Source organism: Ruegeria sp. K11 (assembly GCF_056531905.1).
On the sequence record NZ_JBQFMP010000009.1, the window covers coordinates 231219 to 251520 of the forward strand.

The following is a 20302-nucleotide window of genomic DNA, read 5'->3' on the forward strand; positions in this document are numbered from 1 at the left end:
GTCGCGTCGTATAGCAAGACATGGCTCAGAAAGCAGCGCGTAAATCACGCGGAAAAAAGAAAAAGGCGACCAGGTCAAATCCTCTTGTAGCTCCGTTTGTCTGGATCAGGCGATGGGTCTTGCGGGCTGTGCTGGCCGTTGTAGTTGTGTTTGTCGCTTTGGTCCTGCTGTATTCGGTCGTGAACCCGCCGTTGACCCATACGATCTGGTCTGAATGGAGGCGGCTGGGCAAGGTCGACCGGGAATGGGTCGAAATGGAGAATATCGCCCCGATCATGGCGCGGTCGGTGGTTGCGGCTGAGGATGCCAATTATTGTCTGCATTGGGGATTCGACGTCGAAGCCATTCGCAACGCGCTGGAAGATGGCGGTACGCGCGGCGCGTCGACTCTGTCTCAGCAAGTGGTAAAGAACGTGTTTTTGTGGCAGGGGCGCAGTTGGGTGCGCAAAGCGCTGGAAACCGCGATGACGCCAATGGTCGAGATTGTCTGGAGCAAGCGACGTATTCTCGAGGTGTATCTGAACGTTGCTGAGACTGGTCAGGGTGTCTTCGGAGTTCAGGCTGCCGCGAGAAAGTATTATGGCGCGGACGCCGCCAATCTGACGCCGGTGCAGGCTGCGCGAATTGCCGCGATCCTGCCGTCGCCACGCAACCGGTCGGTGACCGATCCTACGGCACGCACCCGCCGACGGGCGGCTGCGATCCTGGACGGAGCGGCTACCATCCGCGCAGATGGTCGCGCAGCTTGTTTCGAGGATTGAAACCCGGGTCGGTCCAAGGCTATTGCTGAAACATAGTCTCTGGTTCGATTGGAAGTTCATGGCGCGTCTGTTTCACGTTCCCCTGTCCCCATACTGCCGCAAGGTCCGCTTGTCGTTGGCTGAAAAAAAGGTCGAGGTCGAGCTTGTTGAAGAGCGGTACTGGGAACAGGACCCGGATTTCCTGCGTCGCAATCCGGCGGGGAAAGTGCCTGTGTTGCGATTGGATGGGCAGATCATGTCGGAAAGTGCGGCGATCTGCGAGTATATTGAAGAAACCCGCCCGGAACCGCCATTAATGCCCAAAACCCCGGAGGCGCGTTACGAAGTCCGGCGTCTGGTTGGATGGTTCGACGACAAGTTTCATCACGAGGTGACCTCAAAACTGCTGTATGAGCGTGTGAACAAGAAGATGACCGGGCAGGGTTATCCGGACAGCAAGAATGTCAAGGAAGGTGCGCGGGCGATCAAATATCATCTGGATTACATGGCCTGGCTGCTGGATCACCGCCGGTGGTTGGCGGGGGATCAGATGACGCTGGCAGATTTTGCGGCGGCAGCGCATTTGTCGGCGTTGGATTATATTTCGGATGTGGACTGGAACCGGTCACAAGCCGTCAAGGACTGGTACGCCAAGATCAAGTCGCGGCCAGCGTTCCGGTCGATCCTGGCGGATCAGGTTCCGGGCTTCCGACCACCGGCCCATTACGCGGATCTGGATTTCTGATAGGGTGAGCAAAAAGGGGCTGTCTGCCCCCTCTTGGCCCGTTGGGCCAATTCACCCCCGAGGATATTTTTGGCCAGATGAAGAGCGGATCAGAGTTGAAGGAGCTGTTGGGGGAGCAGGCCCTGAGCGAGGGATTCGTGGCTTGTCGCGTGTGCCGCCCATGGGACGTGCCCGAGGTTCCGGCCCGGTTGGAGGCGTTTTTGCAGGCCGGATATCATGGGCAGATGGGGTGGATGGCGGAGCGAACCCAGTGGCGCGGAAATCCGGCGGCGCTTTGGCCAGAGGCGCGATCGGTAATCATGTTGGCCGAAAGCTATACGCCCGCGCATGATCCGACGGACGTTCTGGATCATCCGGATAAGGGCGCGATTTCCGTTTATGCGCAGAACAAGGATTATCATGATCTGGTCAAGAAACGGCTCAAGCGGTTGGCGCGCTGGTTGATCTCGGAGGCCGGGGGTGAGGTGAAGGTTTTTGTTGATACAGCTCCTGTTCCCGAAAAGCCGTTGGGGCAGGCAGCCGGGCTGGGATGGCAGGGAAAGCACACCAATCTGGTGAGCCGGGATTGGGGAAATTGGGTCTTCATAGGTTCGGTTTTTTCGACGCTGGATTTGCCGTCGGATGTGGCAGAATCGGACCATTGCGGGTCGTGCAGGGCCTGTCTGGATGTATGTCCAACCGACGCGTTTCCGCAGCCTTATCAACTGGATGCAAGGCGATGCATTTCGTACCTGACTATCGAGCACAAGGGTCCGGTGGACGAGGCTTTGCGAGGTAAGTTGGGCAATCGGATTTACGGGTGTGACGATTGTCTTGCCGCTTGCCCCTGGAACAAGTTCGCGGTGGCGGCCAGCGATGTCCGATATGCTGCGCGGCAGGACCTGATGGCGCCTCCGCTGATCGAGTTGGCAGTGCTGGACGATGCGGGGTTTCGGCAAAAGTTCTCCGGTTCGCCGATAAAGCGGATCGGGCGGGATCGGTTTGTTCGAAACGTTCTCTATGCGATTGGCAATTCGGGCCTGCCAGCGCTCAGGTCAGTTGCGCTGAACCTGACGGAGGATTCCGATCCTGCAGTGGCTGATGCAGCCCGGTGGGCCGTCAAACAATTATCTTAGGTGCTGCAAACAGGCTGGACGTGACGGCCCAAACCGCTACACCCATTCACAGCGAACAGGAAGGAGAACCCGATGGCTTTGGCGTTGGGGGTGGATACCGGTGGGACTTACACGGATGCGGTTCTGATCCGCGACGAGGTTGAGGTGATTGCCTCGGCCAAGTCATTGACCACGCGGGCAGATCTGGCCATCGGGGTGGGAAAGGCGATCTCGGCTGTTTTGGATCAGGCGCAGGTGTCGCCGGATCAGATCTCGTTGGCGTCGCTGTCCACCACATTGGCGACAAATGCGCTGGTCGAAGGGCAGGGCGGTCGTGTGGCGCTGATCTACATCGGGTTCAAGGATAGTGATCTGGAAAAGCACGGGCTGAAGGATGCGCTGAAAGGTGATCCGGCTTTGGTGATCGCAGGTGGGCATTCGCATGCCGGGGGTGAAGTCGCCCCTTTGGATATTGCGGGGCTGGAGGCTTTCCTGGACTTTCACAAGGGGGTGTCGGGCTTTGCTGTGGCCGCACAGTTTGCCACACGTAACCCCGCGCATGAGCTACAGGCAGCGCAGATCATTGCGGAACGTACGGGTGCGCCGGTGACGTGCTCGCACCATTTGTCGGCCAAGCTGAATGGGCCCAAACGCGCTGTAACTGCGGTGTTGAATGCCCGGCTGATCGGGATGATCGACCGGCTGATCGGACGCGCACAGGATCAGTTGTTGGAGCTTGGCATCCACGCGCCGATGATGGTGGTGCGCGGCGATGGTGCGCTGATGAGCGCGGAGCAGGCACGGGAACGGCCGATCGAGACCATTCTCAGCGGCCCGGCGGCGTCCATCGTGGGGGCAAGTTGGCTGACGGGGGCAGAGAATGCGCTGGTGTCTGACATCGGTGGCACCACGACGGATGTGGCTTTGATCCGGGATGGGAAACCGGCAATTGACCCCGATGGCGCACGTGTTGGCGGGTTCCGTACCATGGTCGAGGCTGTGGCAATGCGCACCCACGGATTGGGCGGCGACAGTCAGGTTCATGTGGTGACCGAAGGTTTGGGCGGTGGTGTCTTCTTGGGGCCGCGCCGGGTATTGCCGGTGTCCCTGATTGCCGCCGAAGCACCTGAAGTTGTTCATGCTGTGCTGGACATGCAATTGCGAGCGACCACCGTGGGAGAGCACGACACACGATTTGTGCGTCAGGTGCCGGGAATCCATGCAGAGGGGTTGGGCACAAGAGAGCAGGCGTTGTTGGAGCGGCTGGGCAACCAGGTCGTGCCGGTCAGTGATTTACTGCGCACCCGGATGGAAAGCGGGGCTTTGACGCGGCTGGTGGATCGCGGGATCGTTCAGGTCTCGGGGGTGACGCCTTCGGATGCCAGCCATGTGTTGGGCCGATTGGACAGTTGGGATGCCCAAGCGGCCCGGAAGGCGTTGGAACTGATCGCCCGCAAACGTGTCGGGACCGGCGATGTGTTGGCGCCGTCTCCGGAAAAGCTGGCGCAAATGATCATTGATCAGCTGACGCACCAGACGTCCTTGACCTTGTTAGAGACCGCCTTTGCAGAAGAGACCGAAGAGTTCGGACTGCCGGCTGCGAAGCTGGCGCGTCACGTGCTGACACAAAAGGGGTTGGGTCAGCATCGCGGATTGCTGGCACTGGATGCGGCGTTGAACGTGGATGTGATCGGTTTGGGGGCCTCTGCCCCCAGCTATTATCCGGCGGTTGGTGCGCGTCTTCGGTGCAAGATGATCCTGCCGGAGCATACCGGCGTGGCAAATGCGATTGGCGCGGTGGTTGGCAGGTTGACCCTGCGCCGTTCGGGTACCGTGACGTCCCCGTCGGAGGGTCGGTATCGGGTACATCTTGAAGACGGGCCGCAGGATTTCAATGAGTCCGACGCCGCGATGGATGTTTTGGAGCGTGTCTTGCGCAAACAGGCCGAGGGCGCCGTGCGTCAGGCCGGAGCCGAGGATATCCGGGTGATTGTTGATCGCGACATCCGCACCGCGCGCGTCGAGGCGCAGGAAGTTTTTGTCGAGGCGACGCTGACAGTTGAGGCCAGCGGTCGCCCCCGAGTGGCGTCGGAATAGCCTTTGAACAGACCTTAGAGACTATTCAGCCGCATCGCGCTTGGGCAAAACCCAGTCTGGGCGCGGAAAATGGCAGGTGTAGCCGTTGGGAATGCGTTCCAGGTAATCCTGATGCTCGGGCTCGGCCTCCCAGAAATCACCGACAGGTTCGACTTCGGTCACGACCCGTCCGGGCCAGATACCGCTGGCGTTTACATCGGCGATGGTGTCCTGGGCAACCTGATGCTGCGCCTCGTCCGCATAGTAGATCGCCGAGCGATAGCTCATGCCGCGGTCATTGCCCTGACGGTTCAGCGTGGTCGGGTCGTGAATCTGAAAGAAGAACTCCAGCAATTCGCGATAGGTGATCTGCGTCGGATCGAAGATGATCTCGATCCCTTCCGCATGGGTGCCGTGGTTGCGATAGGTCGCGTTGGGCACGTCTCCGCCCGTATATCCGACGCGGGTGCGCGCAACGCCCGGCAGCTTGCGGATCAGGTCCTGCATGCCCCAAAAGCAGCCCCCGGCCAAAACAGCACGTTGTTCGGTCATTGGATGTCCTCCACATGGATCAGGAATTCGCCATATCCTTCGGCCTCCATCGCGTCGCGATGGATGAACCGCAAGGCGGCAGAGTTGATGCAATATCGCAGCCCACCATGTTCACGCGGGCCATCGGGAAACACGTGACCCAGATGGCTGTCTGCGTGTTTCGAGCGGACCTCGGTCCGGATCATGCCCAGTGTGCGGTCCTCCAGTTCCTCGACATGTTCATGTACGATGGGTTTGGTGAAGCTGGGCCAGCCACAGCCGGATTCGTATTTGTGAGTCGAGGCAAATAACGGCTCGCCCGAGACGATATCCACATAGATACCTGGCTCTTTGTTGTTCAGCAGCTTGCCGGTGCCGGGGCGTTCAGTGCCACTGCGTTGCGTGACGCGATACTCTTCTGGCGAAAGGGCGGCGATGGCCTCGGGAGATTTGGTATAGCGGGTCATGGCGTCTCCGTGTGTTGCGGCTTTGGGTAGTAATCTGGGCGCGAAGGGACAGATTTCAAAGCCCAAATTCACGCAGCTCTCGCGGTCGTGTGATTAATCCGTTGGGCAGAGTATCGCGTATAGTAGGAAAAAGGAGGTGCTAGGATGTTTCGATTGGTTCTATTGTCTGTTCTCCTTCTGATCAGCCGTGCGGTTCAGGCCGCGCCTTTAAATGGCGAGTTTGCCTCGATCGATGGGGGGACGCTGGCGATCGAAGATTGGCGAGGTCAGCCGGTTTTGGTTGTCAACACGGCCTCGCATTGTGGATTCACCGGTCAATATGAGGCTCTGCAAAAGGTATATGACACATATGCCACGCGGGGTTTGGTGGTTTTGGCGGTTCCGTCAGATTCCTTCAATCAGGAATTGGGCACGGCGGAAGAAGTCAAAGAGTTCTGTGATTTCAACTATGGTCTGACCCTGCCGATGACGGACATCACTCCGGTGCGGGGTCTGGATGCGCATGCGTTTTACAAGGCGGTTGCGGATCAGACCGGTTTCGTACCGAGCTGGAATTTCAACAAAATCCTGATCGACCCCGCTGGTGAAGTGGTCGCGACCTATGGGGCCACGACCAAGCCTGATGCGCCCAAGTTGCTGCGTCAGGTCGAAGCCTTGTTGCCCTGAGCTGGTCTCCGCGACAGTTGCACTGCCAGAATGCCCAATGTGGTGACCAGGACACCGACCGCGTCCAGTGGCCCCAGCTTTTCACCCAGCAACAGGGCGGCAATTGCGACGCCGAAGACCGGATTCAGAAAGTGGAAGGTGGCAGCCCGTGTCGGCCCGATCCGGTCCAGCAGAAGAAACCAGATAAACGTGGCCAGCAAACCGGGAAATAAGGTCGTATACGTGAAGGCCAGCGCCAGCGGCACGGTGAGGTGGATATAGATCGTCTCGAACAGGGGGGCCGCGAGGAACAGCACCGCAGAGCCCACAAGCATTTGCAGCCCGACCACCATCATGAAATTTCCGCCTGATGTCGCACCACGTACTGCAAGGGTTGCAAAGGTCAGGGCAAGTGCGCCAATGCCGCATAAGACGAGGCCAAACATATCGACGCCTGCGCTGATGCGGCTGCTCATGATCAATGCGACACCGGCGAAACCCGCCATCAACCCGATAAGACCAACGGGCCGCAACCGTTCGCCCAGCAACAGCCAGCTGGCCAGGGCAACCAACAGGGGCATGGTTGATGCGATAATGGCCGCAACCGAGGCCTCGACCGTTTGCATGGCATAGAAATTCAAACCCAAATACAGGGCATTTTGGCAAATCCCGAACAGAATTGTGGCGTACCACTGATCACGGGACAAGCGCCAGCTTTGGCCCATGACGCGGGCTATGGTCACCCCGATGAGACCTGAAATGAGGAACCGCAACGCCAGCGAAAACAGCGGCGAGGCATCGGCAACGATGATCCGGGCCGAGGTAAAGGCCGATGACCAGATCAGGGCAAAGATCAGCCCCATGCCTATGGCGCGCAGGTCCATTCCGGTCTCCTCGTGAAATCGCGGCGACTGTTGACGATATTTGTTGCTTTCGCAAGCAACCAATCTGTGGCGAAACGAAAAAGGGCCGCCCGTGGCGACCCCCGATCCTGCTTGGCCTTCGCGGCGCAAGGTCAGCCGTTGACGCTGTCCTTCAGGGCTTTCGCGATGGTCATTTTCACAACCTTGTCGGCCTCTTTGGTGAAGGTCTCACCGGTGGCAGGGTTGCGTACCTGGCGCTCGGGGCGCTCGCGGCAGTAGATTTTGCCGACACCGGGCAGGGTCACCGCGCCACCAGCCGAAACTTCGCGTGTGATCAGGCCGGTCACGGCCTCCAGCGCGGCGTTTGCAGATTTCTTGTCAGTTCCCATTTCCTCAGCGAGAGCAGCCACCAGCTGAGTCTTTGTCATAGGCTTTGCCATTTCTTGGTCTCCTTAACGTGCCCGATAAATAGGGCCTCACCGCGTAACTGTAACGGGATATTGTGGCTGAACACAACGAATAGTAGCGTGGAAAACCCTAAAAATATGGGGAAATCGTTGCTTTTTTGCTTCAGAGAAAGGCCGTTTCGTCGAAAGAACGCAATTTCCGGCTGTGCAAGCGCTCTAGCGGCATGCCGCGCAGATGCTCCATCGCCCGTATTCCGATGGCCAGATGGCGGCTCACTTGTGTTGTATAGAACTCAGACGCCATACCCGGCAACTTCAGTTCGCCATGCAGCGGTTTGTCGGACACGCAAAGCAGCGTGCCATAGGGCACCCGGAACCGATAGCCATTTGCGGCAATCGTTGCGCTTTCCATATCCAGGGCAATTGCGCGCGACTGGCTGAGACGCTGCACCGGACCGGACTGGTCGCGCAATTCCCAGTTGCGGTTGTCGACCGAGGCGACAGTGCCTGTGCGCATGATCCGCTTCAGTTCGTACCCGTCCTGCTCGGTCACTTCGGCCACGGCGCGTTCCAGTGCCACCTGAACCTCGGCCAAAGGCGGGATCGGCACCCAGACCGGCAGGTCATCATCCAGCACTTTGTCCTCGCGCAGATACGCATGGGCCAATACAAAATCCCCCAGCGCCTGTGTGTTGCGCAGCCCGGCGCAGTGACCAACCATCAGCCAGGCATGTGGGCGCAGCACGGCAATATGGTCGGTGGCGGTTTTGGCGTTTGACGGTCCGACCCCGATATTGACCAGGGTGATCCCAGAACCGTCCTCGCGTTTGAGGTGATAGGTCGGCATCTGCGGCAGCTTCAAAGGTCTTTCCAGCGCCCCGTCAGGCGTCGTGATCCGGGCATTTCCGGTTGAGACAAAGCTGACATAACCGCTTTCGGGGTCGCCCAGCTGCTCGCGGGCATAGTTCTCGAATTCCGAGACGTAAAACTGGTAGTTGGTGAACAGAACGTGGTTCTGGAAATGGCTGGGGTCGGTCGCGGTGTAATGCGCCAGCCGGGCCAGCGAGTAATCCACACGTTGCGCCGTAAACAGGGCCAGCGGTCCCGCAGTGTCCTCGTGGTCGTACACGCCATTGACGATGTCGTCATTTGTTGTGGTCAGGTCCGGCACGTCGAAAACGTCGCGCAATGTGAAACCGGCGGCACCTTGATGCGGCACGACAAGGTCAGGGTTGTTGGCCACCGCAAAATGGACGGGAATCGGAGTCTCGGACGTTCCGATCGTGACCGGCTGGTCGTGGTTCTTGATCAGCAGCGCGATCTGCTGCGTCAGGTAGGATCGAAACAGATCAGGGCGTGTCACGGTTGTAGCATGTGTGCCGGGTTCGGAGACATGTCCAAAGCTCAGCCGGCTGTCGACCTGCGCATAGGACGAGGTTTTGATCCGAATTTCCGGGTAATAGGCTCGGAATCGTTCCGACGGTGTGCCTTGCTCGATGGCACGGGCGAAACTGTCACAGAGAAACCGCGTTGCCAGATCGTACAATTGTTCCAGACGCGCGACAGCGGCGACCGGGTCGGTGAATGTCTCGGGTGTTGGGACGTCGGGTGTTTTTATTATTGTCATGCAAGAGGTTCCAGTAGGTCGATCTTTTCAAATGTACGCACATCCACCAGCCCAAGATCCGAGATTCGGAGTTCCGGAATCACGACCAAGGCCAGCAATGAGTGCTGCATATATGCGTTGTTCAGGTGGCAGCCGCAGGCTTGCATTGCTTTGACCATCCGTTCCGCCTTGGCTGCCACGTCGGCAGCTGGGCTGTCAGACATCAGGCCTGCGATGGGCAATTCGACCAGCGCCAGTTCTTCCCCGTCACGGAATAGGGTGATGCCGCCCCCCACCTCGGCCAAACGGTTTGCTGCCAGCGCCATTTGTGCCCGATCTGTGCCAACCACGATCATGTGGTGGCTGTCATGGGCCACGGTTGAAGCCATGGCCATCTGCCCTTGATATCCAAAGCCTGAAACAAAGGCGTTGGTGACTCCACCGGTCGCCTGATGCCGTTCGACCAGAGCGATCTGGCAGACATCGCCTTCGCCCTCGACCAGCCCGCCAATGATAGGCAGTTCGGCCTTCAACGCCTTGGTTGGAGCCTGATTTTCGACAACGCCGATCACGTTGGCCTGAACCCGGTTAGCCCCGGCAGGTGCAGGGATCTCGAAGTCGGCATCGGATAGGCTATGCCCCAGATGAACCGTGTTGCGCGCGGTTTCGGGCCAATTCAGATGCGGGCAGTCGACAGTGATCCTGCCACCCTCGGCTACGACCTGACCTCGGGCGATAACCAGCTCGACCGGCAGCGTTTTCAAGTCCGAGCTGAGAATTATGTCCGCGCGTCGCCCCGGTGTGAGCGAGCCGATCTCGCGCTCCAACCCGAAATGCGTGGCGGTGTTGATTGTTGCCATCTGCAATGCGACCAGAGGATCGCATCCGCAGGCAATCGCATGCCGCACGACCCGGTTCATGTGACCATCATTGACCAGAGTACCCGAATGGCAGTCATCTGTGCACAAGATGAAGTTGCGCGAGTCCAGCCCCTTTTCGGTAATGGCGGTGATTTGGCTTTCCACATCGTACCAGGCCGACCCCAGTCGCATCATCGAACGCATTCCCTGCCGCACGCGGGCAATCGCATCCGCCTCGCATGTGCCTTCGTGGTCGTCTGCCGGGCCGCCAGCCACATAGGCCGCAAAATCAGGCCCTAAATCAGGCGATGCGTAGTGGCCTCCGACGGTTTTGCCCGCTTGCTGAGTTGCTGCAATCTCGGCCAGCATCTTCGGATCGCCGTGAATCACACCGGGGAAATTCATCATCTCGCCCAGCCCGACGATGCCCGGCCAGTTCATCGCTTCGGCCACGTCCTCGGGTGTGATTTCATAACCGGTGGTCTCCAACCCCGGCGCGGACGGAGCGCAGGACGGCATCTGCGTGAAGATATTCACCGGTTGCAACAACGCTTCATCATGCATCATCCGCACACCGTCCAGCCCCAGCACATTGGCAATCTCATGCGGGTCCGTGAACATCGATGTGGTGCCATGCGGGATCACGGCGCGGGCAAATTCCGCAGGGGTGAGCATGCCCGATTCGATATGCATATGCCCGTCGCACAGACCCGGCAGCATAAACCGTCCTTTGGCCTCGATGATCGTGGTATCCGGTCCGATGCAATGAGAGGCGTCGGGCCCGACAAACGCCACACGCCCGGCTGCAACGGCAATGTCATGTGCCGTCAAGGCTTCACGGCTGTGCACGTTCACCCAGACACCGCCACGCACGACCAAATCTGCAGCGTCACGTCCGGCGGCAACGGCAATCAAACGGGGGGCGACATCGGGCCAGCTGGGGAAAGGTGTATATTCCATGGCCCAACTTTCCCGAATGCGCGCAAAGGTTCAACCCCCGCTGGACAGGTATCATGAAACCGTCACGCAGCGCGTCAGCGCTGCCGGGCCCAACCAGTGGATGCGCCCCGTCAGGGGCGGTGACAATGGGCGGGAGCCCGCCGTTTCAGCCCCCCGCATCCGCTGCAGTCTCGCGACGCAGCCATTCGGCGAAAGCCAGCGCGCCGGGTGCGTCTTCGGCCTGCGGGGACAAGAGCAGATAATAGGCTTCGGGCATCGCGGCACGGTGCTCAAATGGTGCAATCAATCGTCCCTGTGCGATAAGCGCCTGGGCAATCGTGTCATGGGCCAGACACAGTCCACCACCGGCCATCGCCACCGACAGGCTGACCAGATAGGTTGTTGAATAAGTAATGGGCGGATCACTCCAGGTCAGACCCTGATCTTCCGTCCAGCTCTGCCAGTTCGACAGCAGGTTGGAACAGTCATACAGGGGGCAAGCCTGCAGCGAGGCCAATGTGACATCGAAGCCCGGTGCGCAAACAGGATAATAGTGATCGGTTCTCAGCAACTCGGTTCTGACCCTGTCAGAGGGACGCAGCGAGTATCGGATTTCGACCGCAGCGCCTTCGGCCATCTCTCGCGGCTCCCACAATTCGGTGAAGATATTCAATTGAACGTCTGGATGTTCGGCCCTGAATTGCGGCAGGCGCGGGGCCAGCCAGTTGACCGCAAATGTGATGTTGCTTTGCACCTGAACCGCGTTCTGTTGCGCCCCCGTGACGGCCTGAGTGCCGCGGACCAGTGTCCGAAACGCCTCTCGCACCACGGGGAGGTAGGTGATCCCGGCCTCGGTCAATTCCAACACGCGCGGTCGCCGCAGGAAAAGAGGCTGGCCCAGATACCCTTCCAGCGATTTGACCTGCTGGCTGACCGCACTTTGCGTCATGTTCAGATCGCGCGCGGCACCGGTGAAGGACAAGTGCCGGGCAGCGGCCTCGAACGTGCGCAACCAGCCCAATGGCGGTAGCTGTTTCTGCATGTGCATAACTTCGTCATTAGTTCAGCTAATGAATTACTCACGTTTTTTTCGTTGGTCAAACCCGTACGGCGCAGGCACGCTTTCGCCCAACAGAGACTGTCACAAGAGGAGCCCGCAGATGAGCGTCACCAACCTGCGTCCCAATATCGACCACTGGCCCGAACGCGTAGACCTTGCCGCGACGTTCCGATGGACTGAGCGGTTGAACCTGCACGAGGCCGTGGCGAACCATTTCAGCCTCGCCGTGAATGAGGATGGCACGCAGTTCCTGATGAACGCCAATCAAATGCACTTTGCGCGGATCAGGGCCTCGAACCTGCTGTTGCTGGACGCCAATGACCCGGATGTGATGAGCCAGCCCGGTGCTCCTGATCCGACGGCCTGGGGATTGCACGGAGCGATCCATCGCCAGTGTCCGCATGCGCGCTGCGTCATGCATGTGCACTCGATCTTTGCGACCGTTCTGGCGTCTTTGGCCGACAGCAGCCTGCCGCCGATCGATCAGAACACGGCGACGTTCTTCAATCGGTATGTGGTGGACGAAGCCTTTGGCGGGCTGGCCTTTGAAAGCGAGGGCGAACGCTGTGCTGCGATGCTGTCCGACCCGAAAAAGAAGGTCATGATCATGGGAAACCACGGGGTGCTGGTGATCGGGCGCGACCCGGCGGATACTTTTAACAGGCTGTATTATTTCGAGCGTGCAGCCGAGACTTATATCCGCGCGCTGCAAACCGGTCAGCCGATGCGCGTTTTGTCAGATGAGATTGCCGAGAAAACTGCCGCCGAGGTCGACGACTATCCCGATCAGGCCGCTGCGCATTTGCGAGAGATCAAGGCCCTGCTGGATGCCGAAGGCTCTGACTACGCCACGTGAACAGGTGAGGCCTATGACTGACGTCACGCAGGACCCCGAAGCGGCCCGCTGGAACTACCATCCCGAAGGACCGGTGGGTTTGAATCCGCTCTTCACCTGGCCGCCGCGCCCCGCTGCGGTTTTGAGCTGGTATCGGGGGGCGTGGTTGCCGATCACGTCACTAACCCTGTGCATGGTGCTGGCGATTATCACATATGCGGTCTTTTTCCCCGGATTAGAGACCATGCAAAGTTTTGCGCCGGGGTGGATGTTCCGAATCTGGCTGTTGAACATAGGGCCTCAGATACTGGTGGCAGGCAGCCTGCATTGGTGGCTTTACATGCGCAAAGGGCAGGGCATGTACAAGAAATTCGACCGCCGGGACCTGACACGGGACAACGGGACTTTCACGTTCCGAAATCAGGTCTGGGACAATATCTGGTGGACGCTGGGCAGTGCGATGACCGTGGCCACAGTCTATCAATGGATCATCTACTGGGCGATGGCAAACGACTACGTGCCGGTACTCACATGGGCCGCGGCGCCTGTCTGGTTCGTGATCTGGATGCTGTTCATTCCCATGTGGTCCGGGCTTCACTTCTATTGGGTGCACCGACTGGAGCATCACCCCAGACTGTACAAACATGTCCACGCCGTGCATCACCGCAATGTCAATATCGGGCCATGGTCGGGGATCTCGAACCACTGGTATGAAAACCTGCTGTATTTCACGACCTACTTCATTCACCTGATCATACCGTCGCACCCGCTGCACGTATTGTTTCACGCCTATTTCCAGCAGATCAGCCCGGTTCTGTCGCATTCTGGTTTTGAAAAGCTGAAGGCGGGCGAGACGGATGCGGCGCGTGCCGGTGACTTCTTCCATCAATTTCACCACCGGTATTTCGAGTGCAACTATGGCACTTCGGAAATCCCCTTCGACAAGTGGTTCGGCACCTATCATGACGGCTCGGCCGAGGCGACGGTGCGGACGCGGGCGTTCAAAAAGCAGATGTATACCAAGTAGGCCCGGTGCCCCGCGGATCGGCTGGATCAGGTTTTCTCGAACAAGGCGATCAGGGCCAGATCATCCTTGTTGGCGCCCGAGGCCAGGTCGCCGTAGATGCGAACCTCGGGCAGTGACAGATTGTCGATCTGCGTGTCGGACAGGTGATGCAGCGCATCCGCGAACCCGAGCGCCTGATAGTGTTTGGCGTTGATCGACAGCGCAAATTGCGCCCCGGGCCGGGCCGCGCGCAGCAGGGCGGGCAGGACGTCCGGCCCAAGATGCCCGTGGGTGAAGGTGCCCGAGGATACGATCCCCGCATAACTTTCGGCTGGCACAGGCAGGCCCGTGTTCAGATCGGCCTCGATCGCGTCGCGGTAGATGTCCTTGCGCATAGCTTGCTGCAACATCTCGGCGCTGATGTCGGTGGCATCGATCGGCCCGACCCCAAGACCGGCCAATACAGCACCGCATAGCCCGGTGCCCGCGCCGACATCCAGCACCGGCCCCTGACCGCCTGCGCCGACAAAGGCGCGCGCGGTGTGGATGTGCAACTGATAGTCTTCGCGCGTGGCAAAGCCATCGTCGTAGTCACCCGCCCATTCCGCATAGAGGCGCTTGTTATCCTCGGGCGATTTCAGGGCATAGGCGGCGTTCAGGTCGGGGCTCTTTTGGCTCATCCTTCAATCAAGGCCCAACGGGGGATTCGAATCAAGTGCGTCGATCCGGCGCTTGCATCCCCGTGGGGGGCGGCTCATCAAAGGGGCATGACACAGACTTTGTTTTCCTTTGGCCACGGCTATTCGGCGCGGGCATTGTCACGAACGCTGGTGCCCGAAGGGTGGCGGGTGATCGGCACAACGCGCGATGCCGCGCAACTGGGCGTAATCCGAGACTCCGGAGCCGAACCGCTGGTCTGGCCGGGCGGTGCGCCTGATCTGGATGGGGTGACGCATCTGTTGATCTCAACCGCGCCCACGGCCGAGGGCGACCCGGTGCTGGCGCAGCTGTACGACGAGATTGCGAAGCGGGCCGCGCAGTTTTCATGGGTCGGGTATTTGTCGACGACGGCCGTATACGGCGATCACGGCGGTGATTGGGTGGACGAGGCGACACCGGCGACCCCAACGGCGGAACGCGGCCGTTGGCGGGTAAGGGCCGAGGACCAATGGGCCGGAATCCCCGACCTGCCGTTGCACATCTTTCGGCTGGCGGGGATTTATGGGCCCGGGCGTGGCCCGTTCTCCAAACTCAAACGCGGGGGGCTGCGGCGTATCATCAAACCGGGGCAGGTGTTTTCGCGTATCCATGTCGATGACATTGCGCAGGTGCTGGCGGCTTCGATGCGGCGGCCAAACCCGAGTGCGATCTACAATGTCTGCGATGACGAACCGGTGCCCCCTCAGGACGTCATTGGCTATGCGGCCGAGTTGCAGGGCCTGCCTCTGCCGCCCGCTGTGGCATTCGATGAAGCGGATCTGACGCCAATGGCTCGTAGTTTTTATAACGAAAACAAGCGCGTTCGGAATGACCGGATCAAGGATGAGCTGGGCGTTGCCCTGCTGTACCCCAATTATCGGGTTGGATTGGAGGCCCTGATGGCGCAGGGTCGGAACGCTCCGTAGGACGGGATTGCGCGCGCCACATCCGCCTTGTCAGCGCCTTGGTCGAAATAGTATTGGGGTCCAATGGACAAGCGATCCGCGCCTTTGCACATTACCGTATCCACCCTGACGCGCCAGCGCCCCGAGATGCTGGCGGCTTTGATCGAAAGTTGGGGCGCGACGACGCTGCCTGCAGATTGCACCGTTCGGTTTCTGGTGGTCGAGAACGACGCGACCGAAGTAAGTCGCGCAACCGTCGATGGCTTTGGTCAGACGCTGTCCAATGGGGCTGCGCTGCACTATGTGCTCGAACCCGAGCTGGGCATTCCCTTTGGGCGCAACCGCGCTGCGCGCGAGGCGTTGGCCAACAGTTCCGATCTGTTGTGTTTCGTGGATGATGATGAGGTAGTGGCCCGTGACTGGCTTGAGAAGCTGGTGGCCGGGTATCGCGGCAGCTCGGCCGTGTTGCTTGGTGCGCCTTTACGAGCGGCAGAGCCTGCGGGCGGTGAAACGGCGATGCAGCGCCTTATGCTGCGCAACATCAGCAACCGGTATATGGAAAAGGAACGTGCCGCTGCGCGCAAGGCCAGTTTGAATGATACGGGCGGCGTCACCATCGTCACCAATAACTGGCTGGGTGAGACGCGGCTGTTCAGTGAAACCGGCATCTGGTTTGACGAAAACATGCGCATGACCGGCGGAACCGATGCAAAATTCTACGCCGAGGCGGTTGCTGCAGGAAAGACCGTCGGTTGGGTGCCCGACGCCTTTGTGTACGAGACGATCCCGCCCGAGCGGTTATCCTTCTGGTATCAGGCGGCGCGGGGGCGCGATCAGTCGAATACCCATATGCGCCGCAAGCTGGACAAACGCCCGCTCAGCGCTGCCTTGGGGTTTATCTCGGCGCCGTTCAGGGTAGTCGCTTTGCTGGGGGCCATTCTGCTGTTGCCGTTCCAACCCGACAGGCGCCTGATTCAGATCGCGCGCGGTGCCGGGTGGCTGGTGGGTGTTCTGGGCATCCCGTTTGGCTATAAATCCGCGCTTTACAAAAAGGTCAGCGGGCATTGAAGGATCCTGATGGGCGCTTAGCGGCCCAGCAGTTTTAGCCCGTCTTTTGCCGCCTGACGTATGGCGCTGGCAAACAGGGCGACGTCGATATGTGTGGCCATGAATGTCACGCCCATGTCGGCACATGTTTTCTGCATCACCGGATCGAGCGTCAGAATCCCCGCCGCTTTGTCCGACGCGACAATCTTGGTCAGCGCGGTGTCTATCGCCGCCAGTACCTCAGGGTGATCGGCCTGTCCCGGATACCCCAGATCGGCGGCCAGATCAGCCGGGCCGACAAAGACACCGTCAACGCCCTCAATCTCAAGTATCTCGTCCAAAGCGGCCAGGCCCGCGCGGTTTTCCACCTGAACTAGCAGGCAGACCTGCGAGTCGGCGGTTTCAATGTAATCTGTGATCGCACCGAACCTGGATGCGCGCGCCAGCGAAGCCCCAACCCCACGCACCCCGTGCGGAGGATAGGTGACGGCCCGTACAAGTTCGCGCGTTTGCGCGGCGCTTTCGACGATCGGGATCAAAATGGACTGCGCGCCCGCATCCAGCACCTGTTTGATCATCCACGTTTCGCCGACCGGTAGCCGCACCACCGCCTGAGATGATGAGGCCTGAACGATCTGAAGCTGCGCCATGATCGAACGCAGGTCGTTTGGCGCATGCTCTCCGTCGATCAGCAGCCAATCGAACCCGGCCGTTGCGGAAATCTCGGCGGCGTAGGGATCGGCCATACCCAACCAGCATCCAAGTTGCGGGCGCTTGTCTCTGAGGGCTTGTTTAAACGTATTTTTCGGCGCTGGCATGGTGTCCTCCCTGAATGTCATAGGGTGTAGACGTTTGCAGCCCACGCCTCAACGCGTGTTTTGCAGGTGTTCCGCCGTTTGACGCGGCAGGCTGCGCTTACGCTCGTCACTGAATTACAGGCGTAATCAGGCCGATGGAGATGGCAAATACAAATCGATAATTAAAAGTTATTGTTATTATCAAAAAACAAAACTTTTTCAGATGAGTTCCCTTTGATAGGATTCGCGACAGACAGCAAGATTGAGTCGTTGATGCATTTTACAAAAAGATACGCGCCCGTGACTTGTGCAATCCCGCGCAGGTCACAGGTAATGTGTCAGGGCGGAGATTGCGCGCGACCATGTTCACTGCCTCACTCGCAACAGCACAACGTTTCGGCGCCAGCCAGAATTGGAGATCAAAATGGACGGAAGTGACAACCCAAACATGGGCAAATGCCCGGTAATGCATGGCGCGGGAACCCGGTCAAACCGTGACTGGTGGCCCAACCAGCTGAACCTGTCGATCCTCCATCAGCATGGATCGGCTTCGAACCCGATGGGCGCAGATTTCGACTATGCCGAAGCGTTCAAAGGCCTGGACTACAAGGCGCTGAAAGAAGACCTGTACGCGCTGATGACGGACTCGCAGGACTGGTGGCCGGCGGATTATGGCCATTATGGCGGGTTGTTCATCCGTATGGCATGGCACAGCGCGGGCACCTACCGGACGGCGGATGGCCGTGGCGGGGCCTCGACCGGGAACCAACGGTTTGCGCCGCTCAACAGCTGGCCGGATAACGGGAACCTCGACAAAGCGCGTCGTCTGCTGTGGCCGATCAAGCAGAAATACGGCAACCAGATCTCGTGGGCGGACCTGATGATCCTTGCGGGAAACTGCGCCATTGAATCCATGGGCGGCAAGACCTTTGGCTTTGCCGGTGGCCGTGAAGATATCTGGGCCCCCGAGGAAGACATCTATTGGGGGACCGAGACCGAATGGCTGGCCCCCACCGATAACCCGAATAGCCGCTATTCCGGTGAGCGTGATCTGGAAAACCCGCTGGCCGCAGTACAGATGGGCCTGATCTATGTGAACCCGGAAGGCCCGGATGGGGAACCGAACGTTCTGGCCTCGGGCCGCGACATCCGTGAAACCTTTGCCCGGATGGCGATGAACGATGAGGAAACCGTCGCTCTGGTCGCTGGCGGTCACACTTTTGGTAAGGCGCATGGCGCGGGTGATCCGGACCTGGTCGGCCCCGAGCCCGAAGGCGCTCCGATCGAGGAAATGGGCTTTGGCTGGATCAACAAGTTCGGCTCGGGCAAGGGTGACGACACCACAACCTCGGGGATCGAAGGCGCATGGACCGCGAACCCGATCAAATGGGACAACGGGTTCTTTGACCTGCTGTTCGGCTATGACTGGAACCTGACCAAAAGCCCCTCGGGCGCGTGGATCTGGGAGCCGATTGGTGTGAAAGAAGAAGACATGGCGCCGGCCGCACATGATCCGTCCAAAAAGGTCAAGACCATGATGACCACCGCCGACATGGCGATGCGCATGGACCCGATCTATGGCCCGATCTCGAAACGCTTCCACGAGAACCCGGATGAGTTCGCCGATGCCTTTGCCCGCGCTTGGTTCAAACTGACCCACCGCGACATGGGCCCGCGTTCGAACTATATCGGTGAAGAAGCCCCCACTGAGGAGCTGATCTGGCAGGACAACGTGCCCGCCGTGGATCATGATCTGGTGGACGACGCGGATGTGGCCGATCTGAAAGCGAGGATCGCAACAACTGGTCTGTCTGTGTCGGAACTGGTCTCGACCGCATGGGCATCTGCTTCGACCTTCCGTGGTTCGGACAAGCGCGGCGGTGCCAATGGCGCTCGTATCCGCCTTGCGCCGCAGAAAGACTGGGCAGTGAACGAGCCGATGAAGCTGTCAAACGTGCTGGACACGCTGGAAGGCGTTCAGACCGCGTTCAACGGCGCGCAGTCGGACGGCAAGAAGGTTTCGCTGGCGGATGTGATCGTTCTGGCAGGCAGCGTCGGTGTCGAACAAGCGGCCAAAGCAGCCGGTCACGATGTCGAGGTTCCTTTCACACCAGGCCGCACAGATGCAACGCAGGAACAGACGGATGTGGACAGCTTTGCGATGCTTGAACCGGCGGCTGACGGGTTCCGCAACTACCAGAAAACCGAGTTCAGCGTCTCACCCGAAGAGCTGCTGGTCGACCGCGCGCAGCTGCTGACGCTGTCCGCGCCCGAGATGACGGCCTTGGTCGGAGGGTTGCGCGTCATGGGGGCCAATTTCGGCGATACCAAGCACGGTGTGTTCACGGATCGGGTCGGCGCGCTCAGCACCGACTTCTTCACCAACCTGCTGGACATGGGCACCGAATGGAAGCCTGCGGGCAATGGCGTCTATGAAGGGCGTGATCGTGCCAGCGGTGCCGTCAAATGGACCGGCACGCGCGTCGATCTGGTCTTCGGCTCAAACTCGCAATTGCGCGCGTTGGCCGAGGTCTATGGCCAGTCGGACGCAGGCGGCAAGTTTGTCTGCGACTTCGTCTCGGCCTGGAACAAGGTGATGAACGCAGACCGGTTCGACCTCAAGTAAACACCCGGCCACTCACGAAACCACGCCGCCCAGGGAAACCCGGGCGGCGTTTTCTTTGCCGAGTCCCGGTGCCCGAAGCCGAGGACTAAGGCGATTCCCGCAATTCGCTTGGTTTGAGCTGCCTGAAAGGGATGATTGGGGTCCTTTGGCGGTGGAAATTTAAAGGTAACCTGTTGTTTTTTTAACCTCATGCAAAATGTGGCGGAAAATGTGAAGTTTTTTCAAAATGGGGGTTGCAGGTCCCGGACCCAATCCGTAAATACCCCTTCACCGGCGCTGCTGAGGCGGTTGCTGGGACGCTGGGAACGGCGGAGACGGGCCGGAGAGACGGTTGTGACGCTCGGGAGAGACCGG

General features: G+C 59.5%; 19 protein-coding genes. 10 read left to right on the top strand and 9 right to left on the bottom strand.

Annotated features, from left to right (window positions below):
* The first annotated feature begins 20 nt into the window (after positions 1–20).
* From mtgA to ACR0K4_RS16090, 4 genes are all read left to right on the top strand, one after another.
* Positions 21–761 carry a monofunctional biosynthetic peptidoglycan transglycosylase gene (gene mtgA, locus ACR0K4_RS16075; RefSeq protein WP_480520069.1) on the top strand — a complete coding sequence of 247 codons (741 nt, stop codon included), beginning with the start codon at positions 21–23 and terminating at the stop codon, positions 759–761.
* Positions 762–819: 58 nt separating this feature from the next.
* Complete coding sequence (gene fzlA, locus ACR0K4_RS16080; protein ID WP_480520071.1) at positions 820–1485, top strand: FtsZ-binding protein FzlA; 666 nt, start codon at positions 820–822, stop codon at positions 1483–1485.
* Between the two features lie 77 nt (positions 1486–1562).
* Positions 1563–2600 (top strand): tRNA epoxyqueuosine(34) reductase QueG, encoded by a 1038-nt coding sequence (gene queG / locus ACR0K4_RS16085; protein ID WP_480520073.1) that lies wholly within the window; start codon positions 1563–1565, stop codon positions 2598–2600.
* Between the two features lie 72 nt (positions 2601–2672).
* Positions 2673–4676, top strand: coding sequence for a hydantoinase/oxoprolinase family protein (locus ACR0K4_RS16090; protein WP_480854779.1), 2004 nt, complete (start codon positions 2673–2675; stop codon positions 4674–4676).
* Positions 4677–4697: 21 nt separating this feature from the next.
* Here the strand turns inward: ACR0K4_RS16090 and msrA are convergent, their stop codons facing one another.
* Both msrA and msrB read right to left on the bottom strand, forming a co-directional pair.
* Entirely contained in the window at positions 4698–5207 is a 510-nt protein-coding gene (gene msrA / locus ACR0K4_RS16095) for a peptide-methionine (S)-S-oxide reductase MsrA (RefSeq protein WP_480520077.1), read from the bottom strand.
* The gene (gene msrB, locus ACR0K4_RS16100; RefSeq protein ID WP_480520079.1) at positions 5204–5653 is read right to left on the bottom strand and encodes a peptide-methionine (R)-S-oxide reductase MsrB; all 450 of its coding nucleotides are present in this window, start codon (positions 5651–5653) and stop codon (positions 5204–5206) included. Before msrB ends, msrA begins: the two co-directional genes overlap by 4 nt.
* Before the next feature lie 144 nt (positions 5654–5797).
* Between msrB and ACR0K4_RS16105 the strand changes: the two genes are divergently transcribed.
* Positions 5798–6319, top strand: coding sequence for a glutathione peroxidase (locus tag ACR0K4_RS16105; RefSeq protein ID WP_480854780.1), 522 nt, complete (start codon positions 5798–5800; stop codon positions 6317–6319).
* Here the strand turns inward: ACR0K4_RS16105 and ACR0K4_RS16110 are convergent.
* From ACR0K4_RS16110 to ACR0K4_RS16130, 5 genes are all read right to left on the bottom strand, one after another.
* Positions 6295–7182 (bottom strand): DMT family transporter, encoded by an 888-nt coding sequence (locus ACR0K4_RS16110; RefSeq protein ID WP_480854781.1) that lies wholly within the window; start codon positions 7180–7182, stop codon positions 6295–6297. The genes ACR0K4_RS16105 and ACR0K4_RS16110 overlap by 25 nt on opposite strands.
* A 131-nt stretch (positions 7183–7313) precedes the next feature.
* Positions 7314–7601: an HU family DNA-binding protein gene (locus ACR0K4_RS16115; RefSeq protein ID WP_050605937.1), complete on the bottom strand. Its 288-nt coding sequence runs from the start codon at positions 7599–7601 to the stop codon at positions 7314–7316.
* Positions 7602–7731: 130 nt separating this feature from the next.
* Positions 7732–9195: an AMP nucleosidase gene (locus tag ACR0K4_RS16120; protein ID WP_480520085.1), complete on the bottom strand. Its 1464-nt coding sequence runs from the start codon at positions 9193–9195 to the stop codon at positions 7732–7734.
* Complete coding sequence (gene ade / locus ACR0K4_RS16125) at positions 9192–10994, bottom strand: adenine deaminase (protein ID WP_480520087.1); 1803 nt, start codon at positions 10992–10994, stop codon at positions 9192–9194. The genes ACR0K4_RS16120 and ade overlap by 4 nt, the downstream gene beginning before the upstream one ends.
* A 145-nt stretch (positions 10995–11139) precedes the next feature.
* The gene (locus tag ACR0K4_RS16130) at positions 11140–12015 is read right to left on the bottom strand and encodes a LysR family transcriptional regulator (RefSeq protein ID WP_480854782.1); all 876 of its coding nucleotides are present in this window, start codon (positions 12013–12015) and stop codon (positions 11140–11142) included.
* Positions 12016–12133: 118 nt separating this feature from the next.
* Here ACR0K4_RS16130 and ACR0K4_RS16135 point away from each other — a divergent pair, with 118 nt between their 5' ends.
* Both ACR0K4_RS16135 and ACR0K4_RS16140 read left to right on the top strand, forming a co-directional pair.
* Positions 12134–12889 (top strand): class II aldolase and adducin N-terminal domain-containing protein, encoded by a 756-nt coding sequence (locus ACR0K4_RS16135; protein ID WP_480854783.1) that lies wholly within the window; start codon positions 12134–12136, stop codon positions 12887–12889.
* A gap of 13 nt (positions 12890–12902) precedes the next feature.
* Entirely contained in the window at positions 12903–13895 is a 993-nt protein-coding gene (locus ACR0K4_RS16140; protein WP_480854784.1) for a sterol desaturase family protein, read from the top strand.
* Between the two features lie 26 nt (positions 13896–13921).
* On the opposite strand, the gene ACR0K4_RS16145 is transcribed toward ACR0K4_RS16140, so the two are convergent.
* A complete protein-coding gene (locus ACR0K4_RS16145; RefSeq protein WP_480520095.1) occupies positions 13922–14554 on the bottom strand; it encodes a class I SAM-dependent DNA methyltransferase in 633 nt (210 codons plus the stop codon).
* An 87-nt stretch (positions 14555–14641) separates the two neighbouring features.
* Here ACR0K4_RS16145 and ACR0K4_RS16150 point away from each other — a divergent pair, with 87 nt between their 5' ends.
* Positions 14642–15499, top strand: a complete 858-nt coding sequence (locus ACR0K4_RS16150; protein WP_480520097.1) for an SDR family oxidoreductase — start codon at positions 14642–14644, stop codon at positions 15497–15499.
* A gap of 63 nt (positions 15500–15562) precedes the next feature.
* Positions 15563–16546, top strand: a complete 984-nt coding sequence (locus ACR0K4_RS16155; RefSeq protein WP_480520099.1) for a glycosyltransferase — start codon at positions 15563–15565, stop codon at positions 16544–16546.
* A gap of 17 nt (positions 16547–16563) precedes the next feature.
* On the opposite strand, the gene ACR0K4_RS16160 is transcribed toward ACR0K4_RS16155, so the two are convergent.
* Positions 16564–17343: an aldolase/citrate lyase family protein gene (locus ACR0K4_RS16160; RefSeq protein WP_480854785.1), complete on the bottom strand. Its 780-nt coding sequence runs from the start codon at positions 17341–17343 to the stop codon at positions 16564–16566.
* A 403-nt stretch (positions 17344–17746) separates the two neighbouring features.
* Here ACR0K4_RS16160 and katG point away from each other — a divergent pair, with 403 nt between their 5' ends.
* Entirely contained in the window at positions 17747–19948 is a 2202-nt protein-coding gene (gene katG / locus ACR0K4_RS16165) for a catalase/peroxidase HPI (RefSeq protein ID WP_480854786.1), read from the top strand.
* Positions 19949–20302: the final 354 nt, after the last annotated feature.

Bases quoted from the DNA above. Each gene is read 5' to 3' on its own strand.
- mtgA (WP_480520069.1), top strand. From the start codon at position 21: ATGGCTCAGAAAGCAGCGCGTAAATCACGCGGAAAAAAGAAAAAGGCG.
- fzlA (WP_480520071.1), top strand. From the start codon at position 820: ATGGCGCGTCTGTTTCACGTTCCCCTGTCCCCATACTGCCGCAAGGTC.
- queG (WP_480520073.1), top strand. From the start codon at position 1,563: ATGAAGAGCGGATCAGAGTTGAAGGAGCTGTTGGGGGAGCAGGCCCTG.
- ACR0K4_RS16090 (WP_480854779.1), top strand. From the start codon at position 2,673: ATGGCTTTGGCGTTGGGGGTGGATACCGGTGGGACTTACACGGATGCG.
- msrA (WP_480520077.1), bottom strand. From the start codon at position 5,207: ATGACCGAACAACGTGCTGTTTTGGCCGGGGGCTGCTTTTGGGGCATG.
- msrB (WP_480520079.1), bottom strand. From the start codon at position 5,653: ATGACCCGCTATACCAAATCTCCCGAGGCCATCGCCGCCCTTTCGCCA.
- ACR0K4_RS16105 (WP_480854780.1), top strand. From the start codon at position 5,798: ATGTTTCGATTGGTTCTATTGTCTGTTCTCCTTCTGATCAGCCGTGCG.
- ACR0K4_RS16110 (WP_480854781.1), bottom strand. From the start codon at position 7,182: ATGGACCTGCGCGCCATAGGCATGGGGCTGATCTTTGCCCTGATCTGG.
- ACR0K4_RS16115 (WP_050605937.1), bottom strand. From the start codon at position 7,601: ATGGCAAAGCCTATGACAAAGACTCAGCTGGTGGCTGCTCTCGCTGAG.
- ACR0K4_RS16120 (WP_480520085.1), bottom strand. From the start codon at position 9,195: ATGACAATAATAAAAACACCCGACGTCCCAACACCCGAGACATTCACC.
- ade (WP_480520087.1), bottom strand. From the start codon at position 10,994: ATGGAATATACACCTTTCCCCAGCTGGCCCGATGTCGCCCCCCGTTTG.
- ACR0K4_RS16130 (WP_480854782.1), bottom strand. From the start codon at position 12,015: ATGCAGAAACAGCTACCGCCATTGGGCTGGTTGCGCACGTTCGAGGCC.
- ACR0K4_RS16135 (WP_480854783.1), top strand. From the start codon at position 12,134: ATGAGCGTCACCAACCTGCGTCCCAATATCGACCACTGGCCCGAACGC.
- ACR0K4_RS16140 (WP_480854784.1), top strand. From the start codon at position 12,903: ATGACTGACGTCACGCAGGACCCCGAAGCGGCCCGCTGGAACTACCAT.
- ACR0K4_RS16145 (WP_480520095.1), bottom strand. From the start codon at position 14,554: ATGAGCCAAAAGAGCCCCGACCTGAACGCCGCCTATGCCCTGAAATCG.
- ACR0K4_RS16150 (WP_480520097.1), top strand. From the start codon at position 14,642: ATGACACAGACTTTGTTTTCCTTTGGCCACGGCTATTCGGCGCGGGCA.
- ACR0K4_RS16155 (WP_480520099.1), top strand. From the start codon at position 15,563: ATGGACAAGCGATCCGCGCCTTTGCACATTACCGTATCCACCCTGACG.
- ACR0K4_RS16160 (WP_480854785.1), bottom strand. From the start codon at position 17,343: ATGCCAGCGCCGAAAAATACGTTTAAACAAGCCCTCAGAGACAAGCGC.
- katG (WP_480854786.1), top strand. From the start codon at position 17,747: ATGGACGGAAGTGACAACCCAAACATGGGCAAATGCCCGGTAATGCAT.